The organism is Bradyrhizobium roseum (genome assembly GCF_030413175.1).
Taxonomy (GTDB): Bacteria; Pseudomonadota; Alphaproteobacteria; order Rhizobiales; family Xanthobacteraceae; genus Bradyrhizobium; species Bradyrhizobium roseum.
In genome coordinates, this window is record NZ_CP129212.1 from 2,093,205 (window position 1) to 2,114,555 (window position 21,351).

General features: G+C 63.0%; 18 protein-coding genes. 15 read left to right on the forward strand and 3 right to left on the reverse strand.

Annotated elements, in window-relative coordinates; genetic code table 11:
- The first annotated feature begins 6 nt into the window (after positions 1 to 6).
- The 4 genes from QUH67_RS09885 to QUH67_RS09900 are packed head-to-tail and all read left to right on the forward strand — an operon-like array spanning position 7 to position 3,361.
- Complete coding sequence (locus QUH67_RS09885; RefSeq protein WP_300946483.1) at positions 7 to 1,362, forward strand: BCD family MFS transporter; 1,356 nt, start codon at positions 7 to 9, stop codon at positions 1,360 to 1,362.
- Positions 1,359 to 2,558: a geranylgeranyl diphosphate reductase gene (locus tag QUH67_RS09890; protein WP_300946484.1), complete on the forward strand. Its 1,200-nt coding sequence runs from the start codon at positions 1,359 to 1,361 to the stop codon at positions 2,556 to 2,558. The genes QUH67_RS09885 and QUH67_RS09890 overlap by 4 nt, the downstream gene beginning before the upstream one ends.
- Positions 2,558 to 3,046 carry a TspO/MBR family protein gene (locus QUH67_RS09895; RefSeq protein ID WP_300946485.1) on the forward strand — a complete coding sequence of 163 codons (489 nt, stop codon included), beginning with the start codon at positions 2,558 to 2,560 and terminating at the stop codon, positions 3,044 to 3,046. The genes QUH67_RS09890 and QUH67_RS09895 overlap by 1 nt, the downstream gene beginning before the upstream one ends.
- Before the next feature lie 48 nt (positions 3,047 to 3,094).
- Positions 3,095 to 3,361, forward strand: coding sequence for a hypothetical protein (locus QUH67_RS09900; RefSeq protein ID WP_300946486.1), 267 nt, complete (start codon positions 3,095 to 3,097; stop codon positions 3,359 to 3,361).
- Between the two features lie 26 nt (positions 3,362 to 3,387).
- On the opposite strand, the gene QUH67_RS09905 is transcribed toward QUH67_RS09900, so the two are convergent.
- Positions 3,388 to 3,795, reverse strand: a complete 408-nt coding sequence (locus QUH67_RS09905; protein ID WP_300947994.1) for a c-type cytochrome — start codon at positions 3,793 to 3,795, stop codon at positions 3,388 to 3,390.
- A gap of 409 nt (positions 3,796 to 4,204) precedes the next feature.
- On the opposite strand from QUH67_RS09905, the gene ppsR reads away from it, so the two are divergent.
- Positions 4,205 to 5,575: a transcriptional regulator PpsR gene (gene ppsR / locus QUH67_RS09910; RefSeq protein ID WP_300946487.1), complete on the forward strand. Its 1,371-nt coding sequence runs from the start codon at positions 4,205 to 4,207 to the stop codon at positions 5,573 to 5,575.
- 1 nt (position 5,576) lies between these two features.
- Positions 5,577 to 7,757 (forward strand): GAF domain-containing protein, encoded by a 2,181-nt coding sequence (locus QUH67_RS09915; protein ID WP_300946488.1) that lies wholly within the window; start codon positions 5,577 to 5,579, stop codon positions 7,755 to 7,757.
- A gap of 21 nt (positions 7,758 to 7,778) precedes the next feature.
- On the opposite strand, the gene QUH67_RS09920 is transcribed toward QUH67_RS09915, so the two are convergent.
- Entirely contained in the window at positions 7,779 to 8,483 is a 705-nt protein-coding gene (locus tag QUH67_RS09920; protein WP_320416129.1) for a biliverdin-producing heme oxygenase, read from the reverse strand.
- Positions 8,484 to 8,545: 62 nt separating this feature from the next.
- Positions 8,546 to 9,436 carry a cobalamin B12-binding domain-containing protein gene (locus tag QUH67_RS09925; RefSeq protein ID WP_300946489.1) on the reverse strand — a complete coding sequence of 297 codons (891 nt, stop codon included), beginning with the start codon at positions 9,434 to 9,436 and terminating at the stop codon, positions 8,546 to 8,548.
- Between the two features lie 295 nt (positions 9,437 to 9,731).
- Between QUH67_RS09925 and bchF the strand changes: the two genes are divergently transcribed.
- Genes bchF through puhB form a run of 9 tightly spaced genes read left to right on the forward strand, consistent with a single transcriptional unit; the run spans position 9,732 to position 21,348 of the window.
- On the forward strand, positions 9,732 to 10,274 hold the full coding sequence (gene bchF, locus QUH67_RS09930) for a 2-vinyl bacteriochlorophyllide hydratase (RefSeq protein WP_300947996.1): 543 nt from the start codon (positions 9,732 to 9,734) through the stop codon (positions 10,272 to 10,274).
- Positions 10,271 to 11,554 (forward strand): ferredoxin:protochlorophyllide reductase (ATP-dependent) subunit N, encoded by a 1,284-nt coding sequence (locus QUH67_RS09935; RefSeq protein ID WP_300946490.1) that lies wholly within the window; start codon positions 10,271 to 10,273, stop codon positions 11,552 to 11,554. The genes bchF and QUH67_RS09935 overlap by 4 nt, the downstream gene beginning before the upstream one ends.
- Before the next feature lie 2 nt (positions 11,555 to 11,556).
- Positions 11,557 to 13,131: a ferredoxin:protochlorophyllide reductase (ATP-dependent) subunit B gene (gene bchB, locus QUH67_RS09940; protein WP_300946491.1), complete on the forward strand. Its 1,575-nt coding sequence runs from the start codon at positions 11,557 to 11,559 to the stop codon at positions 13,129 to 13,131.
- On the forward strand, positions 13,106 to 16,834 hold the full coding sequence (locus QUH67_RS09945) for a magnesium chelatase subunit H (protein ID WP_300946492.1): 3,729 nt from the start codon (positions 13,106 to 13,108) through the stop codon (positions 16,832 to 16,834). The genes bchB and QUH67_RS09945 overlap by 26 nt, the downstream gene beginning before the upstream one ends.
- Positions 16,831 to 17,760, forward strand: a complete 930-nt coding sequence (gene bchL, locus QUH67_RS09950) for a ferredoxin:protochlorophyllide reductase (ATP-dependent) iron-sulfur ATP-binding protein (protein WP_300946493.1) — start codon at positions 16,831 to 16,833, stop codon at positions 17,758 to 17,760. Before QUH67_RS09945 ends, bchL begins: the two co-directional genes overlap by 4 nt.
- Positions 17,760 to 18,461: a magnesium protoporphyrin IX methyltransferase gene (gene bchM / locus QUH67_RS09955; RefSeq protein ID WP_300946494.1), complete on the forward strand. Its 702-nt coding sequence runs from the start codon at positions 17,760 to 17,762 to the stop codon at positions 18,459 to 18,461. Before bchL ends, bchM begins: the two co-directional genes overlap by 1 nt.
- Positions 18,458 to 19,891 carry an MFS transporter gene (locus QUH67_RS09960; protein WP_300946495.1) on the forward strand — a complete coding sequence of 478 codons (1,434 nt, stop codon included), beginning with the start codon at positions 18,458 to 18,460 and terminating at the stop codon, positions 19,889 to 19,891. Before bchM ends, QUH67_RS09960 begins: the two co-directional genes overlap by 4 nt.
- 21 nt (positions 19,892 to 19,912) lie before the next feature.
- Positions 19,913 to 20,680 carry a photosynthetic reaction center subunit H gene (puhA, locus tag QUH67_RS09965; protein WP_300946496.1) on the forward strand — a complete coding sequence of 256 codons (768 nt, stop codon included), beginning with the start codon at positions 19,913 to 19,915 and terminating at the stop codon, positions 20,678 to 20,680.
- The gene (gene puhB, locus QUH67_RS09970) at positions 20,677 to 21,348 is read left to right on the forward strand and encodes a photosynthetic complex putative assembly protein PuhB (protein ID WP_300946497.1); all 672 of its coding nucleotides are present in this window, start codon (positions 20,677 to 20,679) and stop codon (positions 21,346 to 21,348) included. Before puhA ends, puhB begins: the two co-directional genes overlap by 4 nt.
- The last annotated feature ends 3 nt before the right edge of the window (positions 21,349 to 21,351 follow it).

Below are 21,351 nucleotides of genomic sequence, written 5' to 3' on the forward strand. Positions count from 1 at the left end.
GTCAACATGAACAATCCCGTTCTCTCCTGGTTTGGTATCGTTCGCCTTGGCCTCGTTCAGACCGGGCTCGGCGCCATCGTCGTTCTGACCACTTCGACGCTCAACAGGGTGATGGTGGTCGAACTCGCGATGCCTGCGATCCTGCCCGGCGCGCTGGTCGCCATTCATTATGCGCTTCAGGTGTTGCGCCCCGCCTGGGGCCATGGCTCAGATCTCGGCGCGCGACGGACGCCATGGATCGTCGGCGGCATGGCCGTTCTCGCAACCGGCGGCTTGATGGCCGCGGTGGCTACGGCGTGGATGACCACGCATCCGCTATTCGGGATCGCGCTTGCGGTGGCCGCATTCGGTCTGATCGGTGTCGGTGTCGGTGCTGCAGGTACGTCGCTGCTGGTGCTGCTCGCCAAGCGCACCGACGACAATCGCCGCGCGGCGGCGGCGACGATCGTCTGGGTCATGATGATCGCCGGCTTCATTGTGACGACCGGTGTCGCCGGTCATTTGCTTGATCCGTTCTCGCCTGCGAGGCTCATCGCCGTCTCTGGATCGGTATCTGTCGCGGCGATGGTTCTCACGCTGGTTGGTGTCTGGGGCGTCGAAGGAAATGCGGTAGCCGCGGCTCAACCTCGACTGATGGACCTGCCACGCCGGTCCTCATTCCGCGAAGCGTTTATCGAAGTCTGGACCGAACCGAAGTCGCGGCGGTTTGCGATCTTTGTCTTTGTCTCGATGCTGGCTTACAGCGCGCAGGATCTGATCCTCGAGCCGTTCGCCGGTGCGGTATTTGGCTTCACGCCAGGCGAGACGACGAAACTTTCGGGCATTCAGCATGGCGGAACGCTGATCGGCATGGCGCTGGTGCCGCTGGTCGGCGCCATTTATCCCCGTGCTCGCGGAAATCTGCAGGTCTGGACCGTCGGCGGTTGTCTTGCCTCCGCGATCGCGCTGCTGTGCCTCACCGCTGCCGCCCTTATCGGGCCAGCCTGGCCGATTCGCGAGAATGTCTTCATGCTTGGCGTGACCAATGGTGCCTACGCGGTCGCGGCGATCGGCTCGATGATGGCGCTGGTGGGAGCGGGCGGCGAGAAGCGCGAAGGCGTGCGCATGGGCCTTTGGGGCGCTGCCCAGGCCTTTGCGTTCGGAATCGGCGGCTTTCTCGGGACGCTCGCCAGCGACATCGCGCGCTATCTGCTGACCTCGCCGACGCTGTCCTACGCCGTGGTCTTTGCATCTGAAGCCGGGATGTTCGTCGTTTCGGCATGCATGGCGGTTTGGATTCATCGGGCGCCGGCAAGAAGCGCGATGCGACAAGGTTCGGCTGGCGACATGCGTGCAGCAGCCATCGCGGGAGGAGCGAGATGATGAGTATTTCGGAGATCTTCGATGTGGTGGTTGTGGGCGGGGGTCCGTCGGGCGCAACAGCGGCGCACGACCTTGCCAACCTCGGGCGGACCGTCTTGCTGCTCGACCGCGCCGGGCGCATCAAGCCGTGCGGCGGCGCTATTCCGCCACGGTTGATCCGCGATTTCGATATTCCCGACCATCTGCTGGTCGCCCGCGTCAATTCGGCGCGAATGGTTTCGCCGTCGAACAAGCAGGTGGACATGCCGATCGACGGCGGCTTTGTCGGCATGGTCGATCGCGATGAATTCGACGAATGGTTGCGCGAGCGTGCCGCGGCGGCCGGCGCCAAGCGACGAACCGGTCTGTTCAAGCGTTTCGAACGCGACGAAGCCGGCAAGACCATCGTGTATTACGAGGAACGTGCGGCCGACGGCTCGATGGTTGAAAAAGCCGTTCGCGCTCGTGCGTTGATTGGCGCGGATGGAGCCTTGTCGGCTGTGGCGCGGCAATGCCTGCCCGGCGCCGATCGGTTGCCGTATGTCTTCGCCTATCATGAGATTGTTCGGTCGCCGCCGGCGGGATCGAGCTTCGACGGCACGCGTTGCGATGTCTATTACCGCGGTTCGGTATCGCCGGATTTCTACGGCTGGGTATTCCCCCATGGCGACACCGTCAGCGTCGGTACCGGCTCCGCGCGCAAGGGATTTTCGCTACGCGATTCCGTCGGCGGTTTGCGGGACGCTGCAGGCCTTGAAAACGCCGAAACCATCCGCCGCGAGGGCGCACCGATTCCACTGCATCCGTTGCCGCGGTGGGACGACGGTCACAGCGTTCTGCTGGCCGGCGATGCCGCGGGTGTGGTGGCGCCGGCTTCAGGCGAGGGCATCTACTATGCCATGATCGGCGGTCGGTTGTCGGCGGAAGCGGTCGATCAGTTCCTGGAGACCGGCGACGCAAAGGCGCTTCGCGTCGCGCGAAAGCGCTTCATGCGCATGCACGGCGTCGTATTCTGGATCCTCGGCGTGATGCAGTGGTATTGGTATTCCAACGACCGCCGCCGCGAGCGCTTCGTCAGCATTTGCCGCGACCGTGACGTGCAGAAGCTGACCTGGGATGCCTACATGAACAAGGAACTGGTCCGCGCCAAGCCTGTCGCCCATGTCAGGATCTTCTTCAAGAACCTTGCCCACATGACCGGACTGGCGTCTGCGTAATGGTCCCGCGTGCCAGTTTCTGGAAGCCCGTGCTGGTTGCAGCCTCGGTCGCAATCTTCATCGCGGTGCTTGGCGGAACGCTGACAGACACAGGCCCATGGTATCAAGACCTCCGCAAGCCCCCGTGGCAACCGCCGGACTGGCTGTTCGGTCCGGCATGGACGGTAATCTTTGCGCTGGCGACAGCGTCCGCAGTTTATGCTTGGCGCAATGCGGATAGCCGCGCGCAACGCGAACGGGTGATTGCCCTCTTTGCCCTGAACGGGTTTCTCAACGTGCTCTGGAGCACGTTGTTTTTTGCGCTGAAACGGCCGGACTGGGCGTTGATCGAGGTCGGGCTTCTCTGGCTGTCGATCCTTCTGCCGATCATCGTGTTCTGGCGCTTTGCCAGGCCAGCCAGCCTCTATCTGGTGCCATATCTGTTGTGGGTGTCGTTCGCCGCGTTCCTCAATCTGACGGTCGTCCGTCTCAACGCGCCGTTCGCGTAACGGGTGAGGGCGGGTTGTCTGTAACGGGTGGCCATGTGATCCTCGGGCATGGCTGACCTGTTTGCGAGTGGACGCCTCGTTGATCTCATCCTGGTGCTGGTCGTGCTCGAGGCCGCGGTCCTGCTGTTGTATTGGGCTCGCGTCCGGCGGGGCATCGCGCCGCTGGACCTGCTCCCCAATCTATGCGCGGGCGCGTTTCTTCTGCTGGCGCTGCGCGTAACGCTTGCCGGCGGCGGCTGGATGATGGCCAGCCTTTGCCTTTCGGCCGCCGGATTGGCGCATCTAACCGACGTCTACCGCCGGTGGCTAAAATAGCCGGTCGGGCAGCCTCATGCCCGCAGCTATTTCTTGTCGGAAAATTTGTCGATGTAGGCGATCACGTCCTTGCGCTGCTGTTCGTCCGCGAGTTTGAACGCCATCTTGGTCGAACCGGTCGCCAGATCCGCCTTGCCCTTCTCAGTCAGGAACTTCTTCAGGAAGCCGTTGGGATCCGGCAGATACTGCATGATCAGTTCGTTGGTCCAGACCAGCCCGTTCTCACCCGCCGCCTTGTTGAGCGGGGAATAGGCGAACCCGGGTGCAGTGCCGGATTGCCTGCCGATAATCCCGGTCAGCGCAGGTCCAACCAGATTCTTGGCGTCGGGACCGATGCGATGACAGGTCATGCACTGCTTGAACACCTGCTCTCCCTTGGTAGCGTCCTGCGCGGACGCCGTACCGATTGGAAGGGCTACGGCTGCCGCGATCATGGCTACGACGGTAAGTTTGACCTGCACATTTCTCTCCCTGAGCCTTTTGTTGGAATTTCCTTGTTAAGATATCCTTACATTCAGAAAGATCAAATGATGTTGACACCCCCTGACAGTGTTTTGAGCGAAATCAAACAGATTTGCAGTGCCATGTGCTAGGGTGGATATGATGGCCGGAAAGCCGTAGGATGGGTCCCCACAGTGGTGTAAAGAATATTTTACACCTAAAGCCTTCAAAATTAAGGAGTTTCTTGACTCTGAAGCGAGATTCTGTGCATCCCTAGAGAGCCAGCGCTTCGTTCGTGCCGCCAGTGTCAGGTGAAATTGGCACATCATGTGCTTTGGTTTGACTGTCGTTGCTTGGACCGCTGTTCCCGCTTCGCTAGAAAATGATCGGCAGATAAAGATCATGGCCGCACTACCGACCGTACAGCCAGACATTACGCTTCTGCTGGACATGGAAGGCGTTATCCGGGAGGCGACACTGTCGCCATCGATGAGCAGCGAGAGCGTCGATGGCTGGCTGGGTCGTCCGTGGGTCGAAGTCGCCGGCGAAATGGGCGGCGACAAGGTCAAGCGCATGGTCGACGACGCCCGCGTCAGCGGGATCTCGGCTTTCCGCCAGATCAACCAGCGCTTTCCGAGCGGTCTCGAAATTCCGATGGAATACACGACGGTCCTGCTGGGCGGTCGTGCTGGCATGCTCGCGATCGGAAAGAATCTGCAGGCGGTCGCCGAGTTGCAGTCGCGGTTGATCGCGGCACAGCAGACGATGGAGCGCGACTACTGGAAGCTCCGCGAAATCGAGACGCGTTATCGGCTGGTGTTCGATGCCTCGAACGAAGCCGTCATGATCGTATCGGCGGCCAATCTGCGGATCGTCGAAGCCAACCGCACCGCCGTCGAGGCGCTGAATTCCTCGCGCCGCCGTAATGAAGATCTGGCCGGCCGTGAATTGCTGCATGACGTGGCGGCGGAGGACCGCGACGCGGTTCGCGAGATGCTGGCGCGTATTCGCGAGCGCGGCAAGGCATTGAGTATTCTCGTTCATCTCGGGGCCGAAGCAAGGCCATGGATGTTGCGCGGATCGCTGATGGCCGCGGAGCCGGGCCATGTATTTCTGCTGCAATTCACCCCGGCAAACAGCCCGTCCGCACCGGTGGAAAAGGGTGGGCATTCAACCGTCGAGGAGTTGATCGATCATCTGCCCGACGGTTTCGTCGCGCTCGATGATGCCGGCATTATTCGTCACGCCAACCAGGCGTTTCTCGATCTGGTGCAACTCGGCTCAAAGGGATCTGCGCTCGGGGAGTCGCTCGGACGCTGGCTCTGGCAGCCGGGCGCGGATCTGAGTGCGCTGCTTTCCAATATCCAGCGGCACAAGACGGTCCGGCTGTTCACCACATCGATCCGCGGCGAGCTCGGGACGGAGACCGAAGTCGAGATTTCGGCCGGCTCCGGGGAAGAACTGGGCGAGATCGGCGTGTTGCTTCGCAACGTGTCCCGTCGCCTGCCGTCGGGCAACGAGAGCGACTTCCTGCGCACGGCGCTGGGCTCGATGAGCGAACAGATCGGAAAATCGTCGCTGCGCAGTCTGGTCAAGAACACCGTCAGTATCGTCGAACAGCACTATGTGAAGCAGGCGCTGGAGCTTGCGGGCGGGAACCGGACAGCGACGGCTGAACTACTGGGATTGAGCCGGCAGAGCCTTTATGCCAAGCTCAATCGTTACGGCCTCGAAGACAAGGGGTCGGACGCTGAGGAAACCCCAGAGGCCTGAATTGGCGCTGCATTCGCTCGCTACCCCCGCGTTCGGAACGGCCGATCTTTCGAACTGCGAACGGGAGGAGATTCATCTCGCGGGCTCGATTCAGCCCCACGGCGCCTTGTTGGTCGTCAGTGAACCCGATCATCGTGTCATCCAGGCCAGCGCCAACGCGGCCGAATTTCTCAATCTGAAGCAGGTCATCGGCGTGTCGCTCGCCGACCTCGATGGCGATCTGCTGGTTTGCATCCTTCCCCATCTCGACCCGACGTCGCAGGGAATGCCGATCGCGGTGCGTTGCCGGATCGGAAGTCCCAGCGCGCAGTTCGATGGCCTGCTGCATCGGCCGCCCGCCGGAGGGCTGGTGATCGAACTGGAGCGCGCGGGGCCATCGGTCGATCTATCCCGGCAGATTGCGAACGCGCTTGAGAAAATCCGTACGGCATCGTCGCTTCGCGGGCTGTGCGAAGAAGCGGCAACCCTGTTTCAGGACCGTACCGGCTACGACCGGGTCATGGTCTATCGGTTCGACGACGAAGGGCACGGCGAGGTGTTCTCGGAGCGCCGTAAGCCCGAGCTCGAGGCGTATTTGGGCAATCGCTATCCTGCGACCGATATCCCGCAGATGGCGCGGCGGCTCTACGAACGTACGCGAGTACGGGTGCTGGTCGATGTGAACTACGAGCCCGTTCCGCTGCAGCCGAGGTTGTCGCCGATAACGGGGCAGGATCTCGACATGTCTCTCTGTTTCCTGCGCAGCATGTCGCCAATTCATCTGCAGTACCTGAAAAACATGGGCGTGGGCGCCACCCTGGTCATCTCGCTTGTGGTCGGCGGAAAGTTGTGGGGCCTCGTCGCCTGCCACCATTACGAACCGCGCTTTATCCATTTCGAATTGCGGGCGGTTTGCGAGCTGCTTGCTGAAGCGATCGCGACACGCATCGCGGCGCTCGAAAGCTTTGCGCAGAGTCAGTCCGAAATCTTCGTGCAGCGGCTCGAGCAGCGAATGATCGAGGCGATGTCACGCGAAGGCGACTGGCGGGGGGCAATCTTCGATAGCTCGCAATCTATTCTTCAGCCGCTGGGGGCGAGCGGAAGTGCCTTGATCTACGAGGGCCAGATCATCTCGACCGGAGAAGTCCCGGGAACGCAGGAGATCAGGGAAATCGGAGCCTGGCTGGACACGCGCCGCGATCTGTCCGTGGTGGCGACGGCCTCGCTCGGACTGGATCTTCCCCAGTTCGCCGGGATCACCAAGGTCGCGAGCGGGATCGCGGTGACGCCGATTTCCAGCAATCCGGGCGAGTATCTGATCTGGTTTCGTCCGGAGCGCATCCGCACTGTGACCTGGGGCGGCGATCCGCTCAAGCCGTTCGTGATCGGTGACAACCCTTCCGATCTGTCGCCGCGACGATCTTTTGCGCAATGGCATCAGCAGGTGGAGGGCACGTCCGAGCCGTGGACGCCGGCCGATATTGCCGCGGCTCGCCTGATCGGCCAGTCGGTGGCCGATATCGTGCTGCAATTCCGGGCGGTCCGCACGCTCATCGCCCAGGATCAGCTCGAACAGTTCAGTCGCCATGTGCGGGTATCCGAGCAACCGGTGATCATCGCCGATATCGACGGCAAGATCCTGCTGATGAACGAGGCATTCAAGGCGTTGCTGCCGCCGGATCATGGCGGGGTCGATCGCCTGCACGGACTAGCTGGGGCATTTCAGCAATCGGAGCGGTTTCTCGAGTATGTGGCGGACCTGATTGGCCATCATCGGGCATGGCGCGGCGAATTGCTGCTGCGCAGCGAAGGCAACCGGGAAAAGCCGCTGATGGTAAGGGCCGATCCGGTGCAGCCATCGCGGGACCGGGTGCTCGGATTCGTACTGATCTTTTCCGACATCACCGATCGCAAGGCCGCCGAGATCGCGCGCAGCCGTTTCCAGGAAGGCATCATCCAGAGCAATCGGATCAACAGCGTCCGGCTCGATTCCAAGACCGATCTCGTCTACCAGAACCTGTTGTCCTCGGTGATCGAGAATGCCCAGCTCGCGGCGCTCGAGATCACCTACGGCGTGGAGACAAGCCGCATTGCCGAAATGCTCGAGAGCGTCCGCAATTCGACACTGCGTACCGCGGAAGTGCTGGAGCATTTGATCTGGCATGCGTCGCGGACGTCGGGTGCAAACAAGCCGGATAGATAGCTGCCAGCTGCTCAAGGCGCCTTATGGCCCTGTCACTGCCGCGATCGGGCCCGACGACAACATGGCCTTGACGGCGCACGACACGTCGATATTGAGCGAGAATGCAATCGCACCCTCTTCGATCACCATCTGCGCGTCGGCAGCCAGGGTTCCGGCGTGATCGAGCGCCTGACGATAGTCAGCCTTGAGGGCTTCCAGGTCCGGAAAACGCGAAAAATCATAGAACGAGAGTTCCGAAGGCTTAAGGTCCAGCGAACGGGTCAGCAACCGTTGCAAAATCTGGCCGCCACTGAGGTCGCCGAGATAGCGGGTGTAGGCATGTGCGATCAACCGCATGCCGTCACCCTCGGCCGCCTTGACGATTCGTCTGGCGTAAAAGTCTCCTGCGGAAAGCAGGGGAATGCCTTGGCTCCAATGAGCGCCGCACAGCGCCACCAGGTCGGCTTCGATCGCCGCGGCGCGATCCAGCCTGTAGTCGACGAGCCTGCCGAGGGCAGGGGAGCCGCGGTGACGCGCGAGGCCTTGCTCCATCGCCTGATAGGCCGGAAGCAGATTGCGCAACAGGAGAACATACCCCTCGCGGGTGGCTTCACCCCGCAACAAATCGCGCACAATGCCGGTTCGTTCGGCTTCGACATGGAGTGTCTTGGTACGGAGATAAAGCGCGGTGACGATGGGCGGCGAGGGGATGTCCGCCGTCGCAACTGTCATCCCCTTGGTCCCCACGGTCGGCTTCGAAGGAAAGCTTCGTCGCGTCAACTTGCGCCGCCCTTGCGTTCCAAGGTCAGTCACTTCTGGCTCTTCATCTGTTCGATCAGTCCATGGGCCTGTTGCGGCGCCGTGGACGCATCTGCCGACATCATATCCGCTCCCATCGAGGCTACAAGGTCGGGATGGGCGATGACCATCGGCCCACCGATGATGATGCCGACGTGCCGGTTGCGTGAGTCGCGTCGGATGTCGTGGATATCCTTTTTCAGTTCGTCGAGCCGGCGGTCGCTGCTGACGGAGAAGCCAACGATGTCGAACCAGTGGTTCTGCACAAGGGATGTAAGTTCCTGGTGCGACGAGAAGGGTCCGGTGCACAAATTCCAGCCGGCGCGCCGGAAGAATTCAGCCACCATCGATAGTCCAAAGCTGTGCTGTTCGCCCGGAATAATTGTCAGAAGCACGGATTCGCCAGCGTGAAACGCGTTTGACTCGTCGGTGAAGCGGTCGCCGAGGCGGCGCATGATGAGCTGAAGCCGGCCGACGCCCAGCGTCACGTTCGCGAAATCTGCCGCGTCCGATTCCCAGAGCGTGCCGAGTTGCCGCGCCGCGGGCGCCAGCAGTTCGAGAAAGATCGACTCGACCGAAATGCCCTTTGCCAACAAGGCGTCGACATGGGCGGACGCGGCACCATCATCGTTCCCGAGGGTCATCGCGGCGAACTGCTCGATGGCGGTCGGAAGCCGTTCGGCCGCCTCTGCACTCTTTGGTGCCGGCGCACGGCGAAGTGCGAGGACGATCTTCGGAACGATCTGGGTCTTGATGGTCTGGACCACGTGGATCGGCTGCAGTGTCGGCCGAAACCGCCAGATCGGTGCCGGAATTCGTTGTCGAAGGGATTTGGGATGACGCGTCGGGGCGGTGTCGGTAGCGCTGCCGGCTGAGAAGGATTGCTCGTTCACATCGGTCATTTTTGACTCCCCCCGAACATTAAGTCTCCGCTCCGCAAAACCGTCAAGTTTAATTTACGTATGGTTTAGTTGACAGTTCTCGGAACGAAGTTTAGCCTTCTTGTCATCAAGTCCGCACATAGGGAGTGGCGCGGTGCAGCTTCGAGCAGCTTCAAAGCAGGAATTTCCCCAATACGGCGAACGATCGCCGGCAGATGCTCGCGTTTCCCAATCGGTATCGCATCACCGTGATGGGAAGCTGTCAAACAATCTTTACAGTTTGGTTGAGGAAACCGTCGCTGCGCCTGCGAACGAAATTTCGAAGGCTGTCACCGGCAAATTCCCGGTCCGCTCGTCTGCACAACCACTTAAGGCGCTGTACACGCCCGAGCAGCGAATTCGCCGCGACGCAACAAAGTGGACCTTGGTGCAGGGAATTTTGGCGCCGGTCCAGTTCGTCGTCTTCCTGGTGAGCACGGCGCTTGTGATCCGTTATCTCGCCACGGGCGACGGATTCGGCGTCGCGACGGCCTCGGTCGTGCTCAAGACTCTGTTGCTTTACGCGATCATGATCACCGGCTCGATCTGGGAGCGGGAAGTCTTTGGCTGCTACCTGTTTGCGCCGGCATTCTTCTGGGAAGACGTTTTCAGCTTCCTCGTGCTGGCGCTGCACACGGCTTATTTGGTGGCGCTGTTCGCAGGGATTGGCGATCCGCGCCAGCAGATGTTGTTGGCGCTGGCGGCCTACGCGACCTACTTCATCAACGCCACGCAATTCGTATTGAAGCTGCGCGCCGCGCGCCGCGATGAGCGGCTGGCGTTGGCAGATGCTCCCTCCATTTCCGGGAGCGCGGCATGAACGCGCATGTGCATGGATGTGCGGCGGACAGCGAAGTCGCGTCCCATCCGGTTCGCCGCGAGAGCGGCCAGCGCGAAGTGTTCTGCGGGTTGACCGGCATCGTCTGGCTGCATCGCAAGATCCAGGACGCCTTCTTCCTGGTGGTGGGCTCGCGCACCTGCGCACATCTGATCCAGTCCGCGGCCGGCGTGATGATCTTCGCTGAGCCGCGCTTCGCGACCGCGATCATGGAAGAAAAGGATCTTGCCGGGCTCACCGACGCCAATGATGAACTCGACAGGATCGTGACGCAGTTGATTGCGCGAAGGCCTGACATCCGCCTGTTGTTTCTGGTCGGTTCATGTCCCTCCGAGGTGATCAAGCTCGATCTGTCGCGCGCCGCGTTGCGGCTGTCGCAGAAATTCTCGCCGGCGGTGCGCATTCTCAATTACTCGGGCAGCGGAATCGAGACAACATTCACGCAAGGCGAGGATGCCTGTCTCGCCTCGCTCGTTCCGGCGCTCCCCCCGAGCGGAACGGGCGAGGATCGGTTGGTTATCGTGGGATCACTGGCCGATGTGGTCGAGGATCAGTTCGTCCGGTTGTTCGAAGCGCTTGGCATCGGTCAGGTGCAGTTCCTGCCGCCGCGCAAGTCCACCGCACTTCCTGCCGTGGGGCCGAACACCAAGTTCCTCCTGGCGCAACCATTTCTCGCCGATACCGCGCGCGCCCTGGAAGACCGTGGCGCCCAGCGATTGGCCGCGCCATTTCCGTTGGGCGTCGAGGGCACCACCGCATGGCTTTGCGCGGCGACCGATACCTTCGGCGTCGATCCGGTGCTGTTCGAGACGGTGACGCATCCCTATCGCGCGCGGGCGGAACGGGCGCTGATGCGCTATCGGGATCAATTGGCAGGGCGTCGCGTTTTCCTGTTTCCGGACTCCCAACTCGAAATTCCGCTGGCGCGATTCCTGTCGCGCGAATTGTCGATGCAGTTGGTCGAGGTGGGTACACCCTACCTGCATCGCGAGCATCTTGCCGAAGAACTCAAGCTGCTGCCGGTCGGCGTTGCACTGACCGAAGGGCAGGACGTCGACCTGCAACTCGATCGGTGTCGTTCGGCGCGCCCCGATCTCGTCGTGTGCGGCCTCGGGCTCGCCAATCCGCTGGAGGCCGAAGGCCTGACCACCAAGTGGTCGATCGAACTCGTGTTCACGCCGATCCAGGGCTACGAGCAGGCCGCCGATCTCGCGGAACTGTTTGCACGCCCGCTCGTGCGCCGCGCGAAACTGGTGGCCTGACCATGCAGCTGACGGTGTGGACATATGAAGGACCTCCCCATGTCGGCGCAATGCGCGTCGCCACGGGTATGGAAGGGCTGCACTACGTCCTTCACGCGCCGCAGGGCGACACCTATGCGGATCTGCTGTTCACGATGATCGAACGCCGCGACCGGCGTCCGCCCGTGACCTATACGACATTCTCGGCGCGGGATCTCGGCGGCGACACCGCTGAGCTGTTCAAGACCGCGGCCCGGAACGCCTATGACCGGTTCCAGCCGCAGGCGATGATCGTCGGCGCCTCCTGTACGGGATCGCTGATCCAGGACGACCCCGGCGGTCTGGCGCGCGCGCTCGATCTTCCCATTCCGATCGTGGCCGTTGATCTTCCCGCGTATCAGCGCAAGGAAAATTGGGGCGCGGCCGAGACGTTCTATCAGCTCGTGCGTGCGCTGGCCGGGCCTTCGGCGCCAGCCCCAGGCACAAGGCGCGCCGAGCGAGCCACGGGCGCGCGACCCTGTTGCAATTTACTGGGTCCCACCGCGCTCGGTTTCCGTCACCGCGACGATATCGCCGAGATCACCCTGCTGCTGGCAAAACTCGGCATCGATGTGAATGTTACGGCTCCGATGGGGGCTACGCCCGCGGACATCGCGAGGCTCGGCGACGCCGACTTCAACGTGGTGCTCTACCCCGAGATAGCCGGGCAGGCGGCGTCCTGGCTACAACGCACGTTCGGTCAGCCGTTTACCAAGGCGATTCCGATTGGCGTATCGGCGACCCGCGAGTTTGTCGAAGAGGTGGCAAGGCTTGCCGGGGTCGATGCATCAGGTGTGCTCGCGACTTGCTCGACGCGGTTGCCCTGGTACTCGCGCTCGGTCGATTCGACCTATCTCACCGGCAAGCGCGTTTTCATCTTTGGCGATGCCACCCATGCCGTGGCCGCCGCCCGCATCGCCTCCGACGAACTCGGCTTCAAGGTCGTCGGGCTCGGCACCTACAGCCGCGAATTCGGCCGTGAAATCCGCGAGGCCGCAAAGCGCTACGACGTCGAGCCGCTGATCACCGACGATTACCTCGAGGTGGAGGCCAAGGTCGCGGAGCTGCAGCCCGAACTGGTGCTGGGCACGCAGATGGAGCGTCATATCGCCAAGCGCCTCGGGGTGCCCTGCGCGGTGATCTCGGCCCCGGTGCATGTGCAGGATTTTCCGGCCCGCTACGCTCCGCAAATGGGTTTCGAGGGCGCCAACGTGATCTTCGACACCTGGGTGCATCCACTGATGATGGGCCTGGAAGAGCATCTGCTGGCGATGTTCAAGGATGATTTTGAATTCGCGGATGGGGCCGTGCCGTCGCATCTGGGGGCGGGGCACGCCGCGCCGGCGGATGAGGCGCAAGCCGCGCCCGTTGCAGCTGCTGCCATGGTTTCCGACATCGCCGTGATCTGGGCGGCGGACGCGGAGAAAGAGCTTCGCAAAATTCCATTCTTCGTTCGCGGCAAGGCGCGCCGCAACACCGAACGCTTCGCCAATGAAAACGGGTTGGCCACCATAACCATTGAGACGCTTTACGATGCCAAAGCGCACTACGCCCGCTGACACGACGCCGATCAGGGTCGTCATCGTGACCATGGATGGTCATCTGTCCCGCGCGGCTTCGCGGGCGCAAGCGCGCTTGAAGGGAAATTTTCCTGGGTTGTCGCTCGTCGTTCATTCTGCGGACGAATGGGGCACCGACGACGTGGCGCTCGACCGCTGCAGGGACGACATCGCCCGCGGCGACATCGTCATCGCCACGATGCTGTTCCTCGACGATCACGTTCGCGCCGTGATGCCTGCGCTGGCCGCTCGCCGCGACCATTGCGACGCCATGGTCTGCTGCATGTCGGCGGCCGAGGTCGTGAAGCTGACGCGGGTCGGCAAGTTCGACATGAGCGGGGAGGCGCTGGGCGCCATTGCCTGGCTGAAGAAGCTGCGCGGCAATCGCAAGGGTAGCCCCGGCGGCAAGGGCGAAATGAAGATGCTGCGGCAGTTGCCAAAACTGCTGCGCTTCATTCCCGGCACCGCGCAGGACATGCGGGCCTACTTCCTGACCTTGCAATACTGGCTGGCGGGGTCCGAGCAGAACATCGCCAACATGATCCGCCTGCTGGTGGACCGATACGCCGATGGCCCGCGCCGCCGCCTGCGTGGGGCCGTCAAGGCCGAGCCTCCGGTCGACTACGCCGATATCGGTGTTTACCATCCGCGCCTCAAAGGCCGCATTGCCGAGACAGCCGATTGCTTGCCGGACGTGCCGGGTGAACGCGGCACCGTCGGTATCCTCCTGCTGCGTTCGTATCTGCTGGCCGGAAATTCCGGTCATTATGACGGCGTGATCTCGGCGTTCGAGGCGAAAGGGCTGCGGGTGATCCCGGCTTTCGCCAGCGGCCTCGATCAGCGGCCGGCGATCGAACGCTTTTTCATGAAGGACGGCCGCAGCGCGGTCGATGCGGTGGTTTCGCTGACCGGCTTCTCTCTGGTCGGCGGCCCCGCCTACAATGATTCCAAAGCGGCCGAGGAAATTCTCGCCAAGCTGGACGTGCCCTATCTGTCGGCACACCCCGTGGAATTCCAGACGCTCGAACAATGGGGCGCTTCGGATCGCGGCCTGATGCCGGTGGAGAGCACCATCATGGTGGCGATCCCGGAACTCGATGGCGCCGCGGGTCCGATGGTCTATGGCGGTCGCTCCGACGGGGCAGGCATGCCGTGCACGGGGTGCGACCGTTCGTGCACGTTCTCCCGCTCCGAGGTCGCCGGCGAAATGCAAGTCTGCAGTGAGCGCGCGGAGATGCTGGCCTCGCGCACCGCGCGCCTGGTCGCCATGCGCCGCGCCGAGCGGCGGGATCGCAAGGTCGCGATCGTTCTGTTCAATTTTCCGCCGAATGCTGGCAATACCGGCACCGCCGCCTTCCTGTCGGTCTTCGAATCCCTGCATCGCACCCTCTCCGCGATGAAACGGGAGGGCTATCAGGTCGATCTGCCTGCTGATGTCGACGCGCTGCGCGAGCGGATCGTGGTGGGCAACGCGGCCCGCTTCGGCGCCGATGCCAATGTCCACACCCGAATCCCGGCCGGCGATCACGTCCGCGGCGAAAAATGGCTGCGCCAGATCGAGGCGCAATGGGGACCCGCGCCGGGCAAGCAGCAGAGCGACGGCAGCTCGATCTTCGTGCTCGGTGAGCGCTTCGGCAATGTCTTCGTCGGCGTCCAGCCTGCCTTTGGCTACGAAGGCGATCCGATGCGGCTGCTGTTCGAGAAGGGTTTTGCGCCGACGCATGCCTTCTCGGCATTCTATCGCTGGATGCGTGAGGATTTTGGCGCCGATGCTGTGCTGCATTTCGGCACCCATGGCGCCCTCGAATTCATGCCCGGCAAGCAGACTGGACTGTCCGCTGCGTGCTGGCCCGACCGCATGATCGGCGATCTGCCCAATCTTTATTTGTATGCCTCGAACAATCCCTCCGAAGGCACCATTGCAAAACGGCGGTCGGCGGCGACGTTGATCAGCTATCTCACCCCGCCGGTCGCCCATGCCGGGCTCTACAAGGGTCTGGTCGAGCTGAAAGCATCGATCGAGCGCTGGCGCGGCCTGCCGCCGGACGGTGATGTCGAGCGCGTTGGCCTGGCGACGCTGATTCAGGCGCAGGCCAGCACGTTGGAGCTAGCGGTGGCGGACCCCATCTGGGCTGATCCCGCGCGCGAGATCGGCAAGCTGTCGGCGGCGGTGCTGGAGCTTGAATATACGCTGATCCCGCATGGTCTCCATGTGGTCGGCGAGGCCCCGTCGGCGGAGCAACGCGTCGAGATGCTGCAGGCGGTTGCGGACGCATCGCACGGTGCTCGTCCCGACAAATCGATCCTCGAGGCGCTGGTGAGGGGCGAAACACCCGAAGCGTTGGCCGCCAAGGAGGAAGTATCGCTTCCGCTCTACAAGGAGCTCGCGGGCATCGATCGTATCCTGCAGCAGGATCACGAGATCCCAAGCATCCTGCATGCGCTTGACGGCAAGTTCGTCCGTCCCGCGCCGGGTGGGGATCTCTTGCGGACGCCGGCGATCCTGCCGACCGGCCGCAACCTCCATGGATTCGATCCGTTCCGCATTCCCAGCACCTTTGCGGTTCAGGACGGCGCGCAGCAGGCGCAGCGGTTGATCGACAAGCACGTCGGCGAAGGACACGGAATACCGGAGTCGGTGGCGATCGTGCTGTGGGGCACCGACAATCTCAAGAACGAGGGCGCGCCGATTGGCCAAGCCCTTGCGCTGCTCGGCGCCAGGCCCCGCTTCGACGGCTACGGCCGTTTGACCGGCGCGGAACTGCTGCCGCTCGAGCAGCTTAACCGGCCGCGGATTGACGTGATCGTCACCATGTCCGGTATCTTCCGCGACCTGCTGCCGCTTCAGATCAAACTGCTGGCCGAAGCCTGCTTCCTGGCGGCTTCCGCGGATGAACCTGTTGAACGGAACTTCGTTCGCAAGCACGCGCTCGCTTTCCAGGCCGCGAACAATTGCGACCTCGAAATCGCATCGTTGCGTGTGTTCGGCAACGCCGACGGCGCCTACGGCTCCAACGTCAACCATCTGGTCGAGAACGGCCGCTGGGAAGACGAGGACGAACTTGCGGAAACCTATACGCGCCGCAAGAGCTTTGCTTACGGCCTCAAGGGCCAGCCCGTGCAGCAGACGGCGTTACTGAAGAACGCGCTCGCCACCGTCGATCTCGCCTACCAGAACCTCGACTCGGTCGAACTCGGCGTCACCACCGTCGATCATTATTTCGATACGCTCGGCGGCATCAGCCGCGCTGTTCGCATGGCCAAGGGCGGCCAGTCGGCGCCGGTCTATATCGGCGACCAGACCCGTGGCGCCGGCACCGTCCGCACTTTGTCCGAGCAGGTATCGCTGGAAACCCGTACCCGGATGCTCAATCCGAAATGGTACGAGGGCATGCTCAAGCACGGTTACGAGGGCGTGCGCCAGATCGAAGAGCACGTCACCAACACCATGGGCTGGTCGGCGACGACGGGCGAGGTGGCGCCCTGGGTATACCGGCAGCTCACCGAGACGTTCATGCTCGATCCTGCGATGCGCGAGCGGCTGGCATCGCTCAATCCGGTGGCTTCGGCCAAGGTCGCGAACCGGCTGATCGAGGCGCACGAACGCAAATACTGGTCGCCCGATCCGGAAATGCTCGATGTCCTGCGCAGGGCAGGCGAAGAGCTCGAAGACCGCCTCGAAGGCGTGGGAGTTGCCGCATGAACATCCAGAGTCCTCCATCTGCGCTCGAAGGACATTTGAAGCTGAAAAGTCTCTCGCGTTGCGGCGACGGCGAAGGCAGCGTCCAGGTCCAGCTCGATCCCAAGGTCAAGATCGGCACCGCAAAAGTATTCTCGGTCTACGGCAAGGGCGGCATCGGCAAGAGCACGACGTCGTCGAACCTGTCGGTCGCCTTCTCGAAGCTCGGCAAGCGCGTGCTGCAGATCGGCTGCGATCCCAAGCATGACTCGACCTTCACGCTGACCAAGCGCCTGGTCCCGACCGTCATCGACGTGCTCGAATCGGTGAACTTCCATGCCGAGGAACTGCGGCCGGAAGATTTCGTGTTCGAGGGCTACAACGGCGTGATGTGCCTCGAGGCCGGGGGCCCGCCTGCTGGGACCGGCTGCGGCGGCTACGTCGTCGGACAGACGGTGAAGCTGCTCAAGGAGCATCACCTGCTCGAAGATACCGACGTGGTGATCTTCGATGTGCTCGGCGACGTCGTTTGCGGCGGCTTTGCCGCACCCTTGCAGCATTCGGACCGGGCGCTGATCGTCGCGGCCAATGATTTCGACTCGATCTTCGCGATGAACCGCATCGTCGCGGCCATCGAAGCCAAATCGAAGAATTACGGCGTGCGGCTCGGCGGCGTGATCGCCAACCGCAGCAAGGATACCGACCAGATCGACCGCTACAACGAGCAGGCCGGGTTGAGGCGGGTCGCGCATTTCCCCGACCTCGATGTCATCCGCAAAAGTCGCCTGAAGAAATCGACGCTGTTCGAGATGGACGAGACGCCGGAATTGAAGGCGGTGACGGACGAATATATGCGGCTCGCTGCCGAGCTGTGGGCAGGGACCATCGAGCCGCTGCCGGGAAAATCGCTGAAGGATCGTGAAATCTTCGATCTGTTGGGGTTCGACTGATGACCATCGCAACCTATCTCGAACGGCGCGGCGAGCTTAAAACCTATTTCGACCGTACGGCGGTCGATGCCTGGGCCAAGCTGACCTCGGACGCGCCCGTCGGTCGCATCAGGGCGACGGTGCGCGCCGGGCGCGACGAGATGCGCAACACGCTGCTGTCGTGGCTGCCCCAGAACATGAGCGGTGCGCGGATGCTCGATGCCGGATGCGGCACCGGCGCGCTGTCGATCGAAGTAGCGCGGCGCGGTGCGCGCGTGGTCGCGATCGACCTGTCGCCGACGCTGGTTTCGGTCGCGCGGGAGCGCCTTCCGTCGGATCTGGATGCCTCAGCGATCGACTTCAAGTCCGGCGACATGCTCGATCCAAAGCTGGGAAAATTCGATTTCGTGGTGGCGATGGACTCGCTGATCCATTACCGGCCGGCGGATACGTGCCGGATCATGGCGGAGCTGGCCGGGCGCACCAATGATGCGCTGCTGATGACGTTTGCCCCGAAAACTCCGGCTCTGGCGCTCATGCACGCCGCCGGCCGGCTTTTTCCGCGCGGCGATCGGGCGCCCGCGATCGAACCTGTCGCCGAACAGAAATTGCGGCGGCTGCTGATGGCCGATGAGGGGCTGGAGCGCTGGCAGATCGGCCGCAGTCACCGTGTCGCCAGCGGTTTCTACACGTCGCAGGCATTGGAGATGATTCCCCGATGACCCGGATTTCGACGACATTGGCAAAGGGCTGGATGCGTCTCGGAACGCGTTTCCTTCCCTTTGCGGACGCCGCCACCAACGAGCTCCCGCTCGGACGGTTGCTGCGGCTGTCGTTGTTCCAGGTCTCGACCGGCATCTCCATCGTGCTGCTCAACGGAACGCTCAACCGCGTGATGATCGTTGAACTCGGCGTATCGACTTTGCTGGTTTCGCTGATGGTGTCGATCCCGTTGGTGTTCGCGCCGTTCCGCGTGCTGATCGGATTCAAGTCCGACCAACATCGCTCGGTGTTGGGCTGGCGGCGCGTTCCCTATATCTGGATGGGAACGCTGCTGCAGTTCGGCGGTTTTGCGATCCTGCCGTTCGCGCTGTTGGTATTGTCCGGCACCGGCGAATACCCGGCCGTCTACGGACAATTCGGGGCGGCGCTGGCGTTCCTGCTGGTCGGCGCGGGCATGCATACGATCCAGACGGCTGGTCTGGCGCTGGCCACCGATATTGCGCCGGAGGACGCGCGGCCGCGCGTGGTCGCGTTCCTCTATGTGATGCTGTTGATCGGAATGGTGGGCAGTGCGCTGATCTTCAGCGAACTGCTGCGCAATTTCGACGAAATCCGGCTGATACAGATCATCCAGGGCGTCGCGGTCACGCAGATGCTGCTCAACATCGCAGCGCTCTGGAAACAGGAGGCGCGTAATCCCTCGCTGACCTCGGCGGCGCGCGAGCGGCCACAGTTCCAACAATCCTGGGCCAGATTCCGCAAATCCGGCGGATCGGTTCGTGTCCTCGTCGCGCTGGCGCTGGGGACTTCGGCGTTCTCGATGCAGGACATTCTGCTGGAGCCGTATGGCGCCGAAATCCTGAAACTCAGCGTCGGCCAGACCACCGCGCTCACGGCCTTCTTCGCGCTTGGGACACTCGCGGGCTTCGGGCTGGCGGCGAGGACGCTCGGACGCAACGCCGATCCTTATCGGATTGCGGGATTCGGCGCGGTCGCCGGCATCTTCGCTTTCGCAGCGGTCATCTTCGCGGCACCCTTGGGCTCGGTGCTGCTGTTCCGGATCGGCACCGGCCTGATCGGGTTTGGCGGCGGGCTATTCGCGGCGGGGACACTGACCGCGGCGATGGCGCTGGCGCGCGACGGCGAGAGTGGATTGGCGCTTGGCACATGGGGCGCCGTGCAGGCGACCGCGGCCGGCGGGGGCATTGCGCTGGGCGGCGGCGTACGAGACGCCGTGTCGTCGCTGGCGTCGAGCGGCGCGCTCGGCCGAGCGCTGACCGATCCGTCGACGGGATACAGCGTCGTCTACCACATCGAGATTGCTCTGCTGTTCGCCACGCTGGTTGCGATCGGCCCGCTCGTGCGCACGGCACGAACGCGCTTTCCGCAACCGTCGTCAAAGTTCGGTCTCGCTGAATTTCCTAGTTAGCCAACTAGAGGGAGGTTTCTCATGCAATCCGGCGCCTATCTGGACCTGGCACAGGTCACGCTCTACGTCTTCTGGATTTTCTTTGCCGGCCTGATCTTCTACCTTCGCCGCGAAGACAAGCGCGAAGGCTATCCGCTCGACTCCGACGGAATCGGCCGCGGCGTGGTTCAGGGCTTCCCGAGGATGCCCGAGCCCAAGAGTTACCTGCTGCGGACCGGTCATGTCGCGACGCTCCCGAACCACAAGAACGACCGCCGCGACGTGGCCCTGGCGCCGATCGCGGTGTGGCCGGGCGCGCCGGCGGAGCCCACCGGCAATCCAATGCTCGACGGTGTTGGGCCCGGCTCCTATGCCGACCGCGAGGACATTCCCGAACTCACCATGGAAGACATCCCCTGCATCGTTCCGCTGCGGCTGGCCGAAGGCACGTATCTGGAACCGCGCGATCCCGATCCACGTGGCATGCAGGTGCTTGGTGCGGACAGTGAGGTGGGCGGGGTGGTCACCGACGTCTGGGTCGACCGCGCCGAGGCCCTGATCCGCTATCTCGAAGTCGAGGTCACGACACCTCAAGGTGCACGGCGTGTGCTGCTGCCGCAGCCGTTCGCCAAGATCGATCGCAATCGCCGCCGGGTCCGGGTCGACGCCATTCTCGGCAGCCAGTTCGCCGCCGTGCCGGCCACCAAGAGTCTCGATCAGGTGACCAAGCTCGAGGAAGACAAGATTGTTGGCTATTACGGCGCCGGCACCCTCTACGCGACACCGGCACGACAGGAGCCGCTGCTGTGAAACAGGACCATCAGCAGTTCAGGAATGCGCCGTTTAAGGAACTGCCGGCGCCATTGCCCGCCGGCGAGCGCGTCATCTGGCAGGGCAAGCCCACCTTCAAGGGACTGGCGCTGCGGTCGTTCCACATCCGCGAGGTGGCCATCTATTTTGGCCTGCTGGTGGCATGGCGACTGTGGTCGAACTGGTCGCACGGCGTGCCGCCGGCTGATACCGCGATCTCCGCGCTATGGCTGGTCGTTCCGGCCACGAGCGCCATCGCGGTGCTTGCGGCTCTGGCGTGGCTGTTTCGGCGCGCGGCCTGCTACACCATCACCAGCAAGCGGGTGCTGTTCCAGTTCGGCGTCGCGCTGCCGATGACGATGAACATCCCGCTCTCCAGGATCGCGAACGCGGCCCTGAAAAGCTACCGCGACGGCAGCGGCGACATCCCGCTGCGGGTTTCGGATGACAAGCGCGTCTCGTACCTGCTGCTTTGGCCGCACATCCGTCCGTGGGGGCTGCGGGCGCCGGAGCCGATGTTGAGTTCGATACCGGATGCAGCAGGCGTCGCAGCGAAGCTGGCGGAAGCGCTGGCGGGACAACCACTCCCGTCCGCGATCTCGCTGACGCAATCCGGCGCATCCGGTTTCGAACCCGATGCCCTCCCGCATTCCACCGTGGCAGCCTGAAAC